Origin of the sequence: Neptuniibacter sp. QD72_48, assembly GCF_047778065.1 — a bacterium.
Classification (GTDB): Bacteria; Pseudomonadota; Gammaproteobacteria; order Pseudomonadales; family Balneatricaceae; genus Neptuniibacter.
Map to the genome: position 1 here is coordinate 2,848,260 of NZ_CP180547.1, position 16,012 is coordinate 2,864,271.

The window sequence follows — 16,012 nt, forward strand, 5'->3', positions numbered from 1 at the left end:
TAGATCAATATTTATCTCGTATTAAGGACAAATACTGTTAGGGGTAACATTATGATTTCTGCAGAAGCTGCTGCCGTTCGAGACCAACTCATAGAAAAAGGATTAGAGACCCCCACCATCGAATCCCCTCTAACCCAAGACGAAAAGTACGAACGAATAAAAGGGCTTATGACTGAAGTTGCGAGCACCTTAGGTCTTAACCTAGAAGATGATAGTTTACGAGAAACACCCCATCGCGTAGCGAAGATGTATGTGCATGAGATTTTCTCTGGTCTGGATTATAAGAATTTTCCAGCGATAGCTATGATCGAAAACAAAATGGATGTGGACGAGATGGTCAAAGTCCGCGACATCAATCTCGTAAGCTCCTGCGAACACCATTTCGTGACTATAGATGGCACAGCAAAAGTAGCCTATATCCCTAACAAAAAAATCATCGGCTTATCAAAGATCAACCGCCTCGTTAGATTCTTTAGCCAACGCCCGCAAGTTCAAGAAAGGCTTACAAAGCAAATTCTTATTGCGCTTCAGACTCTACTAGAAACAGATAACGTTGCTGTTTCTATCTCAGCAACACATTACTGCGTCAAATCTCGCGGCATCATGGATGTCAATTCAGCAACTGAAACCACTGCACTCGGCGGCATCTTCAAGACTAACGAACGTACAAGAGCAGAGTTTTTAACATAAGTAGGTGATAGCGATGAAACTTCAGATAGAAGATATACATGACCTTGAACCGATAGATAAAGTTGTTATTCACTCACTGGATTGGATGCTTTATCAAGTGACAGTAGAAGCAGAAGGGCAAAAACGCCTCCTATATCAAGGTGACTCTCCTTTTAAAACTCGCAGTTTGCTTGAGATACAAGAGATCTTCCAATTTGTCGATGTTGAGCACTATACACTTCGCAGACCCAACAGCGCTTATGACGAAATGGTCGGACAGCCTCCAAGCGTTTTCCCAGATAGTTTTGAAACCTCTCTACCTTGGAAACAAATTGCCAACACACGTCACTAATACGGATATCAGAAAAGATGGTAAACAAATCAAAACCAATCCTTATCACTGGCGTAGGCAAACGTATCGGGTTTGCATTGTGCAAGCATTTTATACAGCACGGCATCCCTGTTATTGGAACCTATAGAACCTATTACGATAATTTAGAAGAGATCTCTGATGCCGACCTGATTGAGTGTGACTTTTATAAACAAGAAAAACTCAATCATCTTATCGACCATGTAAAAAGTAACTACACCAGCCTCAGGGGCATTATTCACAATGCTTCAGATTGGCTACCTGAAACCAGTAAGCATTCTCCTGAAGACATCTTCAACAAAATGATGATGATCCATGCTGGCGTTCCTTACCAACTCAATTTGGCACTAAAGCCCCTGCTGGAAAATTGCGAATCTACTACCAACATCATTAATATTACTGACTATGTTGTCGACAAAGGTAGCGATAAACATATCGCTTATGCTGCGAGCAAAGCGGCACTGAGCAATATGACCTTATCCTTTTCATCTCTTCTCGCACCAAAGGTCAAAGTAAATGCTATCGCTCCCTCATTGATCATGTTTAACCCTGAAGACGACAGTGGTTATAAAGCTAATGCGTTAGACAAATCCCTTTTAAAAATTGCGCCTGGTACTGAAGAGATAATCAAAGCGGTAGATTATCTACTAGATAGCAAATATATGACAGGCAGGACATTGTCTTTAGATGGTGGCAGACATATCCGTTAGATAATTGCGCATTAGGGGAGTATCTCTGCACCATCCCATGCAAATACTCTCCCGCTTTGTTCAGGCCGTAGCGTCTCTATGACACTTAACAAATAGCTAGCAGATTGCTCAGGAGTAAATAACTTTTCTGCTGGAACCTTAGTCTGAAATGGCTGGGACAACATTGTGTTCACTGTGCCTGGATGCAATCCAACGGTGATAGACTGAGGAAGTTTTCTCTGTGTCTCTATCGATAAGGTTTTTAGAAGCATATTCAGAGCACTTTTACTGGCTCTGTAACCATACCAACCACCCAAGCGATTATCACTTATACTGCCCACTCGAGCAGAAATCACAGCAAATACAGCTTTGCCCTTTTTATTAAGCAAAGGAACAAGCTGCTGCGCAATTAACATAGGCGCTGTAGCATTAATATGGAAAAGCTTTTGGAAGTTTTCCATATTAATCTGGCTGAGGCGTTTTTCAGGCTGAGTTTGCTCATCATGGAGGAGTCCAGAACAAACCAAGACCAAATCAAGTTCTATGCTTTCTAGAAGCACGCCCAATTGAGAAATGCTCTTTTCCGAATAGAGATCGACATAACCATAAGTTACCTTGTCTTTGTATAACTCTATTGACTTTTCTGCTGACAAACGTGAAAAAGCAAATATATGCCCAACATCAGGATCTTGAAGAAGCTGCTTAATCAGTGCTGATCCTATTCCACCTGTTGCACCGATTAGGACTACATTTTTATGTCTGTTGTTTACACTATTCATACAGACTAATACGACTAAAACATTTGAACCGATCAAAGGGTTTTGCCGTAATAGATGAATAAATCCGCGATGAACAAACACTATGTTGCAAGAATCAAAAGCTAAACCGATCGTATTTTTCGACGGTGGTTGCCCTCTATGTAAAAAAGAGATTAATCATTACCAACGAGTAGATACTGATAGTTCTATTGAATGGGTGGATATCTATCTAAATCCAGAGCGCTTATCTGATCACAACATAGAACTAAACGCAGCGATGGAGAGGCTTCATAGTATCAATAGAGATGGAACAACCATCACAGGTGTCGCAAGCTTCCTCTTAATTTGGGAAAATCTGCCGCGTTATAAAAAAATTGCTAGTGTAATAAAAGCCCTAAAATTAGAGCCCTTATTAGAGTTTATCTACACACGCTTCGCAGCATGGCGTATTAGAAAACGCTGCGATGATCAATGCTCACCAATATCGAGAAACTAATCGATTCATATCAATTGAAGCATTAAAGCGCGTCGCCATGAGATACAGTCCAGCCATTTTTCGATGAAGGAAAAGTATATCCGGTGGTGGTGAGTGCCATGCATCAGGGTCACTGCTCATCGAGAGGCCTTTATCTCTAATCTTCTCTGCCAATTGAGAACCAGAAAAATCATAGCTTCCTTTAAATCTCAAAGGCTCAGTCGCAAGAACAAAGATATCTAAAACGACATCGAGATTTTTTACTTCCTTTCCCTGAACAAAAAAGCCCAGCTTATCTAATGCCGAGGCCAACGCGTTTCGATCTTCGAAAGTAGCTGCTCGCAATGCTTCTTGATAGTTATCAACAAAGGTCCAATCGAACTCACGCGTCGCCCCAAAGTCCAATAACACTAACTGCTTACTCTCTAGGTTATAGAGAAAATTAGCTAAATTAGGGTCTGTTTGCACACAGCGATAGTCTAGAAATTCAGCAAAGAACAACTCCATCATCAAAGACATCACGCGATTCCGCTCTTCTTGAGAAGCGTAAGCTAATTTATCTATAGACTGCCCCTGCATGTAACTCATACAAAGGATTTGATCGGTCGAAAGGTCCTCATGATATGCAGGGAACATCAACTCTTCTCGCCGAGAGAAAGTAGCCATGTTCGCAGCGTAATTTCGTAGTTGCTGGCCTTCATGGCGATAATCCGCTTCAAGCTTTAACTGTCTCCGAGCTTCATCAACCAGTGGGGTTAGATCCAAGTCCTTGGGAATCAAGCCGCTGAAACGCAATAGTCCGAAAACATTATCTAGATCACTATCAATACTCTCTCGAACGCCAGGATATTGAATCTTGATCGCGAGCTCCCTATGATCCAGCGTTAAGCCTTTATGGACTTGCCCGATCGAAGCGGCTGCAATTGGCTTAAAACTAAAACGCTGGAATTGATCCTGCCACTCATCCCCCCAATTTTTTTCCAGTACATCTAATAACTGAACAGCTGGCATAGTGACCGCATCGGCTCTTAATCGCTCTAGCAATACAGCCATATCAGGCGGAACTAAACTCCCTGCATCCATCGAAAGCAATTGCCCAGCCTTCATAGCCGCACCACGCATAGTGGCCAGCTTATCTGCTAGCTGTTTTAAGTTTTTCTCGGAGATAAGGAGATCTCTTATTGCTGGTGATTTGCCTTGCATCAGCTCTTTACCACCATCCACCAGCATATTTCCGGCAACTTTGCTTGCTAGAACCCCTAACTTACTTAGTCGTGAGATCCTTGAGGTAGGAACCGCTTTTGTATTTTGATCAAACAACTCATCCATTAGGTAAATTCGCCTCAATAAGATTGACCAAACCTTTATCTAAAGGCCTAGTGAAGCTTTTGAAATTAGCGATCAATTCACCTTCGGGAGAGATAAGATATTTATGGAAATTCCATCCGGGGTACTGCCCATCTGCCAAACTTGCTAAGTGCTGATAAAAAGGATGGGCCTTGCCCTTAACAGCGTGAACTTTCTCAAACATCGGGAATTCAACGCTGTAGGTTAAGCGGCAAAAATTAAGGATCTGCTTTTGAGTACCTGGCTCTTGACCGGCAAAATCATTAGACGGAAAACCTAGTACGACAAAACCCGAGGAATTATATTTCCGGTAGAGCTTCTCAAGGCCATCATACTGTGGCGTAAAAGCACATTTGCTTGCAGTATTAACCACGAGTATGAGCTTTCCAGAATATGCTTCGCATAGGTTTTCATATTGATCTTGACCTAGTCGCTTAAAGCGGTAGTTAAGCAGATCGGGACATGCCTGACCTTGTTCAACTTCAACAAGCTCTGCTGAGGCTGGCCTGATAAACAGCAACGAGCAAAATAGAAACATGATGATTGAAGATACAGCCCAATTCATAGCTTTCCTCCGGATTCCTTTCCAAATGCATACGAACAAAGTAAGCATACGGATTATGCAACCTAGGTAAAGAGCATATCGGCTGTTTATATCACTCTACGAAAAGAGGGGCCGTGAGAACTGAAACCTTCTGGGTCGACTGAAAATAAGGGGCTCAGAAACGAAAAAACCGACTTAGAATTAACTAAATTGGCTTAATCTGAATTTGGTAGCGGGGGCTGGATTTGAACCAACGACCTTCGCCCGGGGTTACAAGAGCTGAGCCCGACGAGCTACCAAGCTGCTCCACTCAAATTACCATACCCGAGAAACGAAAAAACCGACCTAGAATTAACTAAATCGGCTTAATCTGAATTTGGTAGCGGGGGCTGGATTGGTACCAACGACCTTCGCCCGGGGGTACAAGAGCTGAGCCCGACGAGCTACCAAGCGGCTCCACTCAAATTACCATACCCCAGAAACGAAAAAACCGACTTAGAATTAACTAAATCGGCTTAATCTGAATTTGGTAGCGGGGGCTGGATTTGAACCAACGACCTTCGCCCGGGGTTACAAGAGCTGAGCCCGACGAGCTACCAAGCTGCCCACTCAAATTACCATACCCCAGAAACGAAAAAACCGACTTAGAATTAACTAAATCGGCTTAATCTGAATTTGGTAGCGGGGGCTGGATTTGAACCAACGACCTTCGCCCGGGGTTACAAGAGCTGAGCCCGACGAGCTACCAAGCTGCTCCACTCAAATTACCATACCCGAGAAACGAAAAAACCGACCTAGAATTAACTAAATCGGCTTAATCTGAATTTGGTAGCGGGGGCTGGATTGGTACCAACGACCTTCGCCCGGGGGTACAAGAGCTGAGCCCGACGAGCTACCAAGCTGCTCCACTCAAATAACCATACCCCAGAAACGAAAAAACCGACTTAGAATGAACTAAATCGGTTTAATCTGAATTTGATAGCGGGGGCTGGATTTGAACCAACGACCTTCGCCCGGGGTTACAAGAGCTGAGCCCACGAGCTAACAAGCGGCTCCACTCAAATTAACAAACCCCAGAAACGAAAAAACCGACTTAGAATGAACTAAATCGGCTTAATCTGAATTTGGTAGCGGGGGCTGGAATGGGACCAACGAACTTCGCCCGGGGTTACAAGAGCTGAGCCCACGAGCTAACAAGCGGCTCCACTCAAATTAACAAACCCCAGAAACGAAAAAACCGACTTAGAATTAACTAAATCGGTTTAATCTGAATTTGGTAGCGGGGGCTGGATTTGAACCAACGACCTTCGCCCGGGGTTACAAGAGCTGAGCCCACGAGCTAACAAGCGGCTCCACTCAAATTAACAAACCCCAGAAACGAAAAAACCGACTTAGAATTAACTAAATCGGTTTAATCTGAATTTGGTAGCGGGGGCTGGAATAGGACCAACGAACTTCGCCCGGGGTTACAAGAGCTGAGCCCACGAGCTAACAAGCGGCTCCACTCAAATTAACAAACCCCAGAAACGAAAAAACCGACTTAGAATGAACTAAATCGGCTTAATCTGAATTTGGTAGCGGGGGCTGGATTTGAACCAACGACCTTCGGGTTATGAGCCCGACGAGCTACCAAGCTGCTCCACCCCGCATCAACGTGGCGCGTATATTATAGATGCTTACCCTAAACCACAAGCCTTTTTTTCAGATTATTTTCAAATAGATAGAAAGCCGCACTTACGCGCCATCTTCAGCCGCTTCTCTCAAAGCCCGTTCTCGGCGTATAAGCTCTTTTTGCAAACTTACGACTAACTCAGATAGAGCCATATGAGCTTTATCTGACAAACCTTCAAATTCAGCGCCACAACGACCTTTGCCACAGAATGAAACCTTTAAGCGTGGTTTTAAGCGGTATTTTTTATGCGTTTTGAAAAGAATAGCGACATCTTCTAAATAACCCGAAAAGGTTTGATCCGTTTTGAAGGCCACACCAGTTGCAGAGATATCCAAGAGCTCAACCGTCGTCTCGCCAATCGTCATTTTAACCTGACCACTTGAAGCAGCTCGAAAAGCTTGGCGACGGTTTTCCTCTTCAGAAAGTTCTAACTCTATAGGTATCTTCACTGCGCCGCCCTTTTCTCTAACACAAACTCCAATCGACGATTTTCTGCTCGCCCTCTCAATGTAGAATTCGACGATACAGGCACCGAATCGCCATATCCCGTTGCCGTGACTCGATCCACCTCTAAACCACCACGCACCATATATCGGAGCACATTAGTAGCACGTATAGCAGACAGATCCCAGTTAGAAGGGAATCTTGGAGTTTGGATAGGAATATTATCGGTATGACCATTAATACTCAGCTTAAGATCTGGGTTTTTCTTTAATGTAAGCACCACAGAATCCAGAACCGTCATCATCTCTGTATTAAACTCAGCAGAACCTGACGGAAATAGTACATCACCTTTAATTTTGATGGTCACTTTGCCATCTTTAGGCGTTCCAACTTCAACGGCATCAGTAGCCGCAGCAATTTGAAATTGCTGATTAATTTCGTGAGTTAATTTCGTCAACTCGGAATCAATCGCTACATTTTGAGATTCAGCTTCATTCTCATTCGGCTTTTCAGCATCTTTCTCTGCAATATCTGTCGCAGGTAGAGATTCTTCTATCTCCTCAGGTATCTCAGTTTTAACTGGAGCATTATGAGGAAGGTCAATAATACTGTTCGCTCCATCATCCCCCTGAAAAGCATCATTCAGCGATCTGATGGTTTTTTCAAAACGTTCAGCTTCGACACTTGATAGAGAAAACAACAACACGAAGAACACCAACAGCAAAGTCATTAGATCAGCAAAGGTATAGATCCAGCTTGCGCCCTCTTCTTCCTCTACTAATGTTTTTTTAGAGTTCATTTAGATCTCCCGACTACTTTTTCTTGCCTATCGCTACTTTTTTTCGCTGAGCAGCAGGAATGTAAGACGAAAGCTGTTCGTATACATGCATATAGTGGTCATTAGTCAGTATGCTAATACACCCTTCTCGTATTATTTCTAAATTAGTCACTTCCAATAGCGTCCTAGATTTCAGTTTTCCTGCTATAGGTAGGAATACCATTGTCGCTAATAGGGAGCCGTAAAACGTTGTTAAAAGCGCAACAGCCATAGCTGGACCGATTGCTTCAGGGTTATCTAAAACACTCAGCATTTGAATGAGGCCGATTAGCGTACCTAACATCCCAAACGCCGGAGAATAAGCCGCCATTTTCTTAAAAACATCTTGAGTGGCATGATGACGAGAAACTAATGAGTCGATCTCGTTTTGAATGGTATTACGGATAACCTGCTCAGAAGCAGCTTCGGCCATCAACATACAAGCACGTTTTAATACAGGAGAGGAGCTTTCAACATCACCCAGCTTTAACAAACCGTGACGATGACTGATACGGCTCAGTTCAAGCATAGTATCAATCATTTCCTGTGGATTTGTCTTATCTTGTGTAAAAACAATAAATGCGCCCTTAAAAGAGTTAAGTACATCTTTAAATTGCACTGTCAGCAAAGTTGCCGCTATCGTGCCCCCAGCAACAATCATCATGCCAGGCACGTTTACGAACACATCGGCACTACCGCCCATAATGATGGCAGATATAATTAGCGCTAGGCCTGAAATTATTCCTAACAGTGATGCAAAATCCATTAGATCTCTCTCTTTAAACTACGCATTGCTTATGATCTGAGAGTACAATCTACACTCTCTTGAATCAAAGTACATTACATACCCACAAAAAACGTGATGATAACTTCCAACTTATCAAATTCTTCGCCACGTTGTTATATCGGCCTAACTCAATGGCAACATGCAGCATGGCAAGATAACTGTCTAGTGCGCAGCAGCCATATTCATGTGCTACATGCTTATACGCGCCATTTTAGTAGTGTAGAAGGAAACTCAACGTTTTACGGCTTACCTAAACAAAGTACCGTTGAACAATGGTACAAAGAATCTTCAGAGCAATTTCGTTTTTGCTTTAAATTCCCACAAGAGATCAGCCATCTCCGGCAACTTACTCACTGTAAAAATGAAACACAGCAGTTCTTCGAGCGACTCGCTCCGTTGCAAGAAAAGCTAGGTTTACTCTGTATACAATTACCTGCTGCTTTTGCCCCTGATTATCTAAACAATCTGGAAAACTACCTAAAATCACTCCCCGCCGATTGGCAGTATGCGGTAGAAATTCGTCATCCCGAGTTTTTCCAAAAAGGAGATGCCGAGCAACAGCTCAACCAGCTGTTGGTTTCTCAAAACTGTAATCGCATTAGTTTTGATACCCGTTCCCTGTTTGCACACCCCGCAGAGGATACGGTTAGCCTCAAAGCTAAAGAGCACAAACCTCAACTCCCTGTGCATGCTATTTCAACTGGGCAATCCCCTATGATTCGCTTTATCACACCTTTAGATTGGCAATGGGGAGCGCCTTACCTTGATCCATGGATTAGTAAAGCGATCATTTGGATACAACAAGGCAAAACACCTTATTTCTTTTTCCACACACCAGATAATGCCGAAGCGCCGCAACTTGCCGCTTACTTTGTGGAGAAGCTTGAAGCAGCCCTTCCCGGCTGTTGTTTATTCACACCATGGCAAGAACCGAGTCGTCAGCAGAACGCCCTATTCTAAAAGGGGCCTTTTACTTACCCCTGTGCTTCAGACAACAGCTCTTGATTGAACCAAACGCCTTATTGCCCCCAGCGATTATGGCTTTGTAATAGGTAAGCCAACTCTTCCGGCGTGGAGCTACGCCCAAGGACTTCATTACGATGCGGAAAGCGGCCAAATCGCTCTATCTGCTGATGATGCTGACAAGCAAAATCCAACCAGTTTTCTACTTGTAGCTTTTTTTCACCTGCCACTTCTAACAGCATCTGCTCAAAGCTACTGACACACAACTTCTGCATTTGCAGGTTTTCAGCATGCTCTAATGGCATATAGAAAAAGGTGCGTTCGACAAACTCTAATGCTTGATCATGTCCTTGAGTACGTCCACTTAGGCACAGTTGTAGAGCCTGGCTGTCACCGGCAAAAGCATCGGCAGAGCCTCGGTAAATTGTGCGAGTAAATTGATCTAATAATAGAATCAGTGCCAATCGCCCACGCGGTGTTTCCGCCCACGCATCTAAATCACCACGCAAAGCCTGACGAACTTGATGTCCAAACAACTCAGTAATCAAACGATCATTTTCTGGTGATCCAGCCCACCAAAGTTCTGAACGATCACATACTGTAAAACCGCCTTCTATTTGGCCGAACCAAAAACCTAAAACTTCATCAATCTTTTCAATCATATAAAAATCAATAAGTTAAAATTACAATGTTAAGGGTAGCCTATTTTTGGACAAATCAGTCAAAACATCGCTTTTGAATAAAGAGCTCTTGATAGAAAAAACCTTGTACATAATCAATACCCAGCTTGATTGCTGTGGCCAAATCTTCAGCTGACTCAACCCCTTCCAATACCGTTTTTTTACCACTAATACGTGCAAAACCGATGACACTTTTAATCAACAACTGCATATTTTCAGTCAGATCATCACGTAACCAACTACGATCAAACTTTATGTAATCCACTTCACTCAGGATATTCATCGCAATCATACTGCCTGGTGCACCTACATCATCTAGTGCAATCGCAATCCCTTGTTTGCGCATTAATTCAGACACATCATTACTGATTTTGGCATCATTGACGTCGGTATTTTCGATCAATTCGATTACTAGATCGCTATTGCCTTTAAGCAAATTCACCATCGCATTTTGACCCGAACCATCCGCATCAGTGCATACGGAAAAAGCATGTGGATCGAGATTCAGAAATAGCGCCACGCCCTCAGGACGATAGCGCATCTGTAGGCGTTTAAGCTGAAGTTCTACTTGTGCCAACATAAGAGGACTGTCATGCAAAACCTGAAAAACATCTAAAGGAGGGATTGCTCGACCATCTGCATGATAAAATCGTGCTAATGCCTCATACCCAAGAATATCCCCCGTATGCGCATCTATTAAGGGTTGATATTCCACACCAAATCTTTGCTGCTCAACTAAATCTAACAACTCTAAACTACTACCGCTGACAACATTCAAACTACAATTTAGCAAAGCTTATATTCCACAAATCTAAACAATAATCAATATCAATTCCATTAACAAAGATAACAAATACTCAATAATTTCTCTAGCTTCGCTGATAATAAATAGCCATCAACAATAACGTGCACCTAGGTTAAGTTGATGAATATATAGAATACGAACAAAGAAGCTTCCCTGTTTTCTTATCACGAGCGAACCGCTACATTAGTGGAAAGGCCCAAAGCTAATTAGGATCAAATTATGCAGCGTCTCATTTTAGTATTAGTGATTGTTTGTATTGGCGTAGCTGGATATCTGTTTACACAGAAGGAACCAACGACAGATCAAGTTGAAACTACCGATATTAAGACTTCTTCCTCGACACAACAGGAAGCCCGCCAACATATTGATCGCCTAACATCAGGGCAAGAAAGTCCGATTAAAATAGAGCAAGCGAGTAATTTTGTAACGGCTGAGCAGCTTCTTAAACTTCCGCCGGTAAAAACATCAACACAAGCAGAAATTTTGGAAGAAAGCGGGAACACTGAAGGCAATGACGCAACAACAGAAGCCCAAGGTGAAACTTTTGCCGTGAGCAGTCACCTGAGTGTGATAAAAACAGGAAAGAACGAAAAAAAATCTAACGCTACTGTCGCTGATACAGCCTTGGTCGCAACTCAACAAATCAAGCTGCTGGAGTTATTAGACGATCCCGATAACTCTGCACAGAAAGTCTACTTTATTCATGCCGTTAATGAGGGGGATGATGAAGGCTTATGGGGAATCATCCAACACGGCCTCATGCGCACCTTTACTGAAGGGCTTTCTTTACCGGGTTTAGGGGAGAAAGTTTCAGTAGATATTCCGAAAGACGCTGATGAAGCTTTAGGTGATAAACGTAGCTCCTTTTTAGGTCAGGTATTAAAAGCCAAAGTAGATCAGACCTATATCTACAACTACCAAAAAGGAATCTTAGGTGAGAACCCCAATTTAATTAAACCCGGCCAGCAGTTAGTTATTGTTACATTTACAGAACAAGAGCTGATCGGCATTTACCACCACTTTATCAATCTGTAAGGCTCTGTGATGATCGATTTATACACTTGGGGTACTCCCAACGGGCGAAAAATATCCATTATGCTGGAGGCCCTGCGCCTTCCCTATCGAGTCCATCCAGTTAATATTTTAGAAAAAGAGCAATTTGAACCTGCTTTCAAAGCGATTAGTCCGAATAGCAAAATCCCTGCACTAATCGATGATGAAGGCCCAAACGGCGAAACAATCCAACTGTTTGAGAGCGGCGCTATTTTAATTTATTTAGCTGAAAAAGCCGGTGAATTTATCCCCTCAGACCCACAAGCCCGCCTAGAGTGCCTACAATGGTTAATGTGGCAGATGGGTGGTTTTGGTCCATTTTTAGGGCAAGCACATCACTTTAATCGTTTTGCACCTGATGCTTCGGACTATGCTAAACAACGCTACAACAATGAAGCACAGCGACTATGGCAAACCCTAGATACACAACTATCAAATAAACAGTTTGTGATTGGGGATGAACTATCAATTGCAGATTTCGCCATCTACCCATGGGCTATGCGTTATGAGTGGCAACATGTAGACCCTGACAAGTTCCCATTCGTGAAAGCTTGGATGGAACGGATGGGCCATATTGAATTCGTCCAGAGAGGTATGCAGATTCCATGATCGCCAGCCGTATCATTGGCCATAGGGGAGCTGCACATTTAGCTCCCGAGAATACCTTAGCGGGTATTCAAATGGCCGCTGAATGCGGTGTAACTTGGGTCGAGCTAGACACCACTCTCCTCGGAGATTCAACGCCTGTTTTATTTCATGATGCTCATTTAGATCGCTGTACTAATCAGCAAGGACCATTAAGCGCCCTAAGCTTTGATGCCTTACCTTTGCTGGATGCTGGCAGTTGGTTCCACCCGGAATGGATAAATGAACCTATGCCCCACCTTTCGGATGCTCTTAGGCTTTGCCAAGAACTGCAGCTGGGCCTGAACCTAGAGATAAAGCCTTTCGATTTAGAGCCGGATCTCGTTGCAGAAAGAGTCTTTGAGCAGATCAGCGTCTATTGGCAGGCCCCCGAGAAGTTGATTATCAGTTGTTACAACTTTGACCTGCTGAGCGCTTATAAGGCGCTAAACCCTCAAGCCCAAATAGGCCTGCTTTATGACCACCTACCAGAACTATGGCAGCTTAAAGCCGAGATGCTAGATGCAGTCAGCCTTCATTGTGACGCCAACCTAATCACCCAAAGTGATGTACAAGTGATCAAACAAGCAGGTTACGAGCTCTACTGCTATACCTGTAACTACCCCACTCAAGCTGCGGTGCTTTTTGACTGGGGTGTTGATGGAATCTTCACCGATAATCCGCCGTTAATGCGATCCTACATCCCCTCGAATCATTTAAGCAATGCCTTTGCCTCCCTTTAACTAACAAGACGGTTTTCGCGGTAATCAGTCAACGCTTGTTCGATTTCAGCCATTGTATTCATCACAAAAGGACCATACTGGACCACGGGTTCACCAATAGGCTTGCCTGCCAAGATCAACATACGGCTATCACTTTGTGCTTTGATAACAACGCCTTTACCTTCAGACAGTTCAGATACTTGGTGTTGATCAATTAGCTCCCCAGCGACCTCAGCTTCGCCTTCAAAAAGGTAGATCGCAGCGTTATGCGACTCTGGCAATGGCAACTCAATCTCCTTATCAGCGTCGAGCTGCAAGTCACAATACATTGGTTCTGTAGCACTGTTTTGAACAGGCCCTTTTAATGCTTGGCCTTCCAAATTTATTTCACCTGCCACAACCTTCAATTGATAGCCTTCACCGATCAATTGTGACACCTCTTCAGGTTCAATATTTTGATAAGAAGCCGGTTGCATCTTTTCTGCAGCAGGTAGGTTTATCCACAACTGAAAACCACGCATCAAACCGTCTACACGCTGAGGCCGCTCTTCATGGATTACCCCTCTGCCAGCTTTCATCCATTGCACACCGCCCGCTCGTAGATCCCCTTCATTGCCCATATGGTCACGATGAATCATGTGCCCATCCAACATATAGGTCACGGTTTCAAAACCACGATGTGGATGAGGCGGAAAGCCAGCCAGATAATCGTCTGGATTCTCCGATGAAAATGCATCCAACATCAGAAAAGGATCAATCCGAGTAGCCTCGCTTCTACCTATGCTGCGCTTCAGCTTAACCCCAGCACCATCCATACTGTCTCTTGCTGGGATAATACGTTTAATACTACGCAGATTGTCTAACTTACTCATAACGCCTCCCGACCATGTGGTGCAGTTAAATCAAATGCAGGACCGACAGAAATCACACCCGTCGGATTAATCGTACGGTGGCTGCGGTAGTAGTGGTGCCTGATGTGATCCATATCTACCGTTTCGGTGATATTAGCCATCTGGTAAATCTCGCGTAGATAGCCTGATAACGCTGGATAATCGGCAATTCGACGTAGATCACATTTAAAGTGCGTCACATACACAGGATCAAAACGAACCAAGGTTGTGAATAAACGCAGATCAGCTTCAGTAAATTGGTTACCCACTAAAAAGCGCTGTTGTGACAGGCGCTCTTCCAACTGATCCAAGGCTGTGAATAACTCAACTACGGCAGCATCATAAGCCGTTTGCGAGGTAGCAAAGCCCGCTCTATAAACACCATTATTTACTTTGTCGTAGACCCTAGTGTTGATCTCATCAATCTGAGAACGAAGAACTTCAGGGTAAAAGTCTCCTGCCTTTGCACCAATATCATCAAAAGCACTGTTAAGCATGCGAATAATTTCGGATGACTCGTTATTCACAATGGTATGGGTCTGCTTATCCCATAACACTGGGACAGTCACACGTCCGCTATAGTTTGACTCTGCTTGGGTATACACTTGATGGAGATAATCATGTCCGAATAAGCTATCACCCGTACTCGCCGCAAAATCACTCTCGAACGACCAGCCATGTTCAAACATGAGCGGGTGCACTACATCAACCGAAATATGATCGGCCAGCCCTTTTAACTCACGCATAACTAACGTGCGATGCGCCCATGGGCAAGCAAGAGAGACATAGAGATGATAACGACCAGTTTCAGCTTTAAAGCCTGCTTTACCACTCGGCCCAGCGCTACCATCTTTAGTTACCCAGTTACGAAACTGTGATGCATTGCGAACAAATTCACCTTTATTGCTCTTAGTGTCATACCACTGGTCATGCCACTGACCATCAATCAACAAGCCCATTGCCTATCTCCTTAATTAGTGGATAGCAGCAATCTGCTGGTTAGCTTTAGCTAAAGAGCTTTCGGCTAAATCACCCATGCTTAGCCCCTCAGCATAAATTACCTCACTCTCACTTAGGCCGATAAAGTTAAGGAACTGCTGCACAAAAGGGATCTGAAAGTCATGGCCCTGATCACGATATAGACCACCACGTGTAGCCAATAGGTAAACGGGTTTACTAGCAATCAAACCAACCGGTCCCTGCTCGGTATATTTAAATGTCACTCCTGCACGAGCAATCAAATCGAAATAAGCTTTCATCTGCGTCGGTACGCCAAAGTTATACATTGGCACGCCCATCACAATCTCATCAGCAGCTTTTAATTCAGTAATAAATAGATCTGAACGAGCAACAATCGCTTGCTGTTCTGCACTGCGCTCATCGGCCGGTGTAGATAATGCCGTCATAACAGTCGCATCCAGATGCGGAACATCTTCGGCAACCAGATCACGGACAATCACTTGACCCTGTGGGTGCTTCTCTAACCACTGCTCAATAAACTTGTCAGCCAACTGACTTGATTTACCGCCGTTACCAAAAATGCTGGATTTAATATGTAGTAATGTAGCCATCGAATTCACCTTAAAAATCTGTTCTTTCGTTCTTACAGATCTGTCTCTGTAACTGATGGAACCATTCTCCTATTTAATTAAACGATTAAAAATAGCTATAATTTGCTCAATTCAATCGAAAAATTAGATACA

General features: G+C 43.6%; 19 protein-coding genes and 1 tRNA gene. 8 read left to right on the plus strand and 12 right to left on the minus strand.

The window, feature by feature from the left end; genetic code table 11:
• Window positions 1-51 precede the first annotated feature (51 nt).
• Genes folE through folM form a run of 3 tightly spaced genes read left to right on the plus strand, consistent with a single transcriptional unit; the run spans window position 52 to window position 1,749 of the window.
• Window positions 52-690 carry a GTP cyclohydrolase I FolE gene (gene folE, locus ACMXYX_RS12895; protein WP_415896751.1) on the plus strand — a complete coding sequence of 213 codons (639 nt, stop codon included), beginning with the start codon at window positions 52-54 and terminating at the stop codon, window positions 688-690.
• A 13-nt stretch (window positions 691-703) separates the two neighbouring features.
• A complete protein-coding gene (locus ACMXYX_RS12900) occupies window positions 704-1,021 on the plus strand; it encodes a DUF6482 family protein (RefSeq protein ID WP_415896752.1) in 318 nt (105 codons plus the stop codon).
• Window positions 1,022-1,038: 17 nt separating this feature from the next.
• A complete protein-coding gene (gene folM / locus ACMXYX_RS12905; RefSeq protein WP_415896753.1) occupies window positions 1,039-1,749 on the plus strand; it encodes a dihydromonapterin reductase in 711 nt (236 codons plus the stop codon).
• 11 nt (window positions 1,750-1,760) lie between these two features.
• On the opposite strand, the gene ACMXYX_RS12910 is transcribed toward folM, so the two are convergent.
• Complete coding sequence (locus ACMXYX_RS12910) at window positions 1,761-2,507, minus strand: SDR family NAD(P)-dependent oxidoreductase (protein ID WP_415906079.1); 747 nt, start codon at window positions 2,505-2,507, stop codon at window positions 1,761-1,763.
• 82 nt (window positions 2,508-2,589) lie between these two features.
• Between ACMXYX_RS12910 and ACMXYX_RS12915 the strand changes: the two genes are divergently transcribed.
• Window positions 2,590-2,982 carry a thiol-disulfide oxidoreductase DCC family protein gene (locus ACMXYX_RS12915; protein WP_415906080.1) on the plus strand — a complete coding sequence of 131 codons (393 nt, stop codon included), beginning with the start codon at window positions 2,590-2,592 and terminating at the stop codon, window positions 2,980-2,982.
• On the opposite strand, the gene ACMXYX_RS12920 is transcribed toward ACMXYX_RS12915, so the two are convergent.
• The 6 genes from ACMXYX_RS12920 to ACMXYX_RS12945 form a co-directional block, all read right to left on the minus strand.
• Window positions 2,962-4,290, minus strand: coding sequence for an ABC1 kinase family protein (locus ACMXYX_RS12920; protein ID WP_415906081.1), 1,329 nt, complete (start codon window positions 4,288-4,290; stop codon window positions 2,962-2,964). The genes ACMXYX_RS12915 and ACMXYX_RS12920 overlap by 21 nt on opposite strands.
• Window positions 4,283-4,873 (minus strand): glutathione peroxidase, encoded by a 591-nt coding sequence (locus ACMXYX_RS12925; protein WP_415896757.1) that lies wholly within the window; start codon window positions 4,871-4,873, stop codon window positions 4,283-4,285. The genes ACMXYX_RS12920 and ACMXYX_RS12925 overlap by 8 nt, the downstream gene beginning before the upstream one ends.
• Before the next feature lie 1,551 nt (window positions 4,874-6,424).
• Window positions 6,425-6,501 (minus strand) — tRNA-Met (locus ACMXYX_RS12930).
• Window positions 6,502-6,586: 85 nt separating this feature from the next.
• Complete coding sequence (locus tag ACMXYX_RS12935) at window positions 6,587-6,973, minus strand: PilZ domain-containing protein (RefSeq protein WP_415882040.1); 387 nt, start codon at window positions 6,971-6,973, stop codon at window positions 6,587-6,589.
• A complete protein-coding gene (locus tag ACMXYX_RS12940) occupies window positions 6,970-7,767 on the minus strand; it encodes a flagellar motor protein MotB (RefSeq protein WP_415882041.1) in 798 nt (265 codons plus the stop codon). The genes ACMXYX_RS12935 and ACMXYX_RS12940 overlap by 4 nt, the downstream gene beginning before the upstream one ends.
• Window positions 7,768-7,780: 13 nt before the next feature.
• Window positions 7,781-8,551, minus strand: coding sequence for a motility protein A (locus ACMXYX_RS12945; RefSeq protein ID WP_415882042.1), 771 nt, complete (start codon window positions 8,549-8,551; stop codon window positions 7,781-7,783).
• Between the two features lie 96 nt (window positions 8,552-8,647).
• Here ACMXYX_RS12945 and ACMXYX_RS12950 point away from each other — a divergent pair, with 96 nt between their 5' ends.
• The gene (locus tag ACMXYX_RS12950) at window positions 8,648-9,532 is read left to right on the plus strand and encodes a DUF72 domain-containing protein (RefSeq protein WP_415896758.1); all 885 of its coding nucleotides are present in this window, start codon (window positions 8,648-8,650) and stop codon (window positions 9,530-9,532) included.
• Between the two features lie 59 nt (window positions 9,533-9,591).
• Here the strand turns inward: ACMXYX_RS12950 and ACMXYX_RS12955 are convergent, their stop codons facing one another.
• Both ACMXYX_RS12955 and ACMXYX_RS12960 read right to left on the minus strand, forming a co-directional pair.
• Entirely contained in the window at window positions 9,592-10,197 is a 606-nt protein-coding gene (locus ACMXYX_RS12955; protein ID WP_415896759.1) for a DUF924 family protein, read from the minus strand.
• A 55-nt stretch (window positions 10,198-10,252) separates the two neighbouring features.
• Window positions 10,253-11,008, minus strand: coding sequence for an EAL domain-containing protein (locus ACMXYX_RS12960; protein ID WP_415896760.1), 756 nt, complete (start codon window positions 11,006-11,008; stop codon window positions 10,253-10,255).
• Window positions 11,009-11,239: 231 nt separating this feature from the next.
• On the opposite strand from ACMXYX_RS12960, the gene ACMXYX_RS12965 reads away from it, so the two are divergent.
• The 3 genes from ACMXYX_RS12965 to ACMXYX_RS12975 are packed head-to-tail and all read left to right on the plus strand — an operon-like array spanning window position 11,240 to window position 13,440.
• On the plus strand, window positions 11,240-12,055 hold the full coding sequence (locus ACMXYX_RS12965; RefSeq protein ID WP_415896761.1) for a hypothetical protein: 816 nt from the start codon (window positions 11,240-11,242) through the stop codon (window positions 12,053-12,055).
• A gap of 9 nt (window positions 12,056-12,064) precedes the next feature.
• Entirely contained in the window at window positions 12,065-12,682 is a 618-nt protein-coding gene (locus ACMXYX_RS12970) for a glutathione S-transferase family protein (RefSeq protein WP_415896762.1), read from the plus strand.
• Window positions 12,679-13,440, plus strand: a complete 762-nt coding sequence (locus tag ACMXYX_RS12975) for a glycerophosphoryl diester phosphodiesterase (RefSeq protein WP_415896763.1) — start codon at window positions 12,679-12,681, stop codon at window positions 13,438-13,440. Before ACMXYX_RS12970 ends, ACMXYX_RS12975 begins: the two co-directional genes overlap by 4 nt.
• Here ACMXYX_RS12975 and ACMXYX_RS12980 read toward each other — a convergent pair.
• Genes ACMXYX_RS12980 through ACMXYX_RS12990 form a run of 3 tightly spaced genes read right to left on the minus strand, consistent with a single transcriptional unit; the run spans window position 13,437 to window position 15,880 of the window.
• A complete protein-coding gene (locus ACMXYX_RS12980; RefSeq protein ID WP_415896764.1) occupies window positions 13,437-14,291 on the minus strand; it encodes a pirin family protein in 855 nt (284 codons plus the stop codon). The genes ACMXYX_RS12975 and ACMXYX_RS12980 overlap by 4 nt on opposite strands.
• A complete protein-coding gene (locus ACMXYX_RS12985) occupies window positions 14,288-15,268 on the minus strand; it encodes a glutathione S-transferase family protein (RefSeq protein WP_415896765.1) in 981 nt (326 codons plus the stop codon). Before ACMXYX_RS12985 ends, ACMXYX_RS12980 begins: the two co-directional genes overlap by 4 nt.
• A gap of 15 nt (window positions 15,269-15,283) precedes the next feature.
• Window positions 15,284-15,880: an FMN-dependent NADH-azoreductase gene (locus ACMXYX_RS12990; RefSeq protein ID WP_415896766.1), complete on the minus strand. Its 597-nt coding sequence runs from the start codon at window positions 15,878-15,880 to the stop codon at window positions 15,284-15,286.
• Window positions 15,881-16,012: the final 132 nt, after the last annotated feature.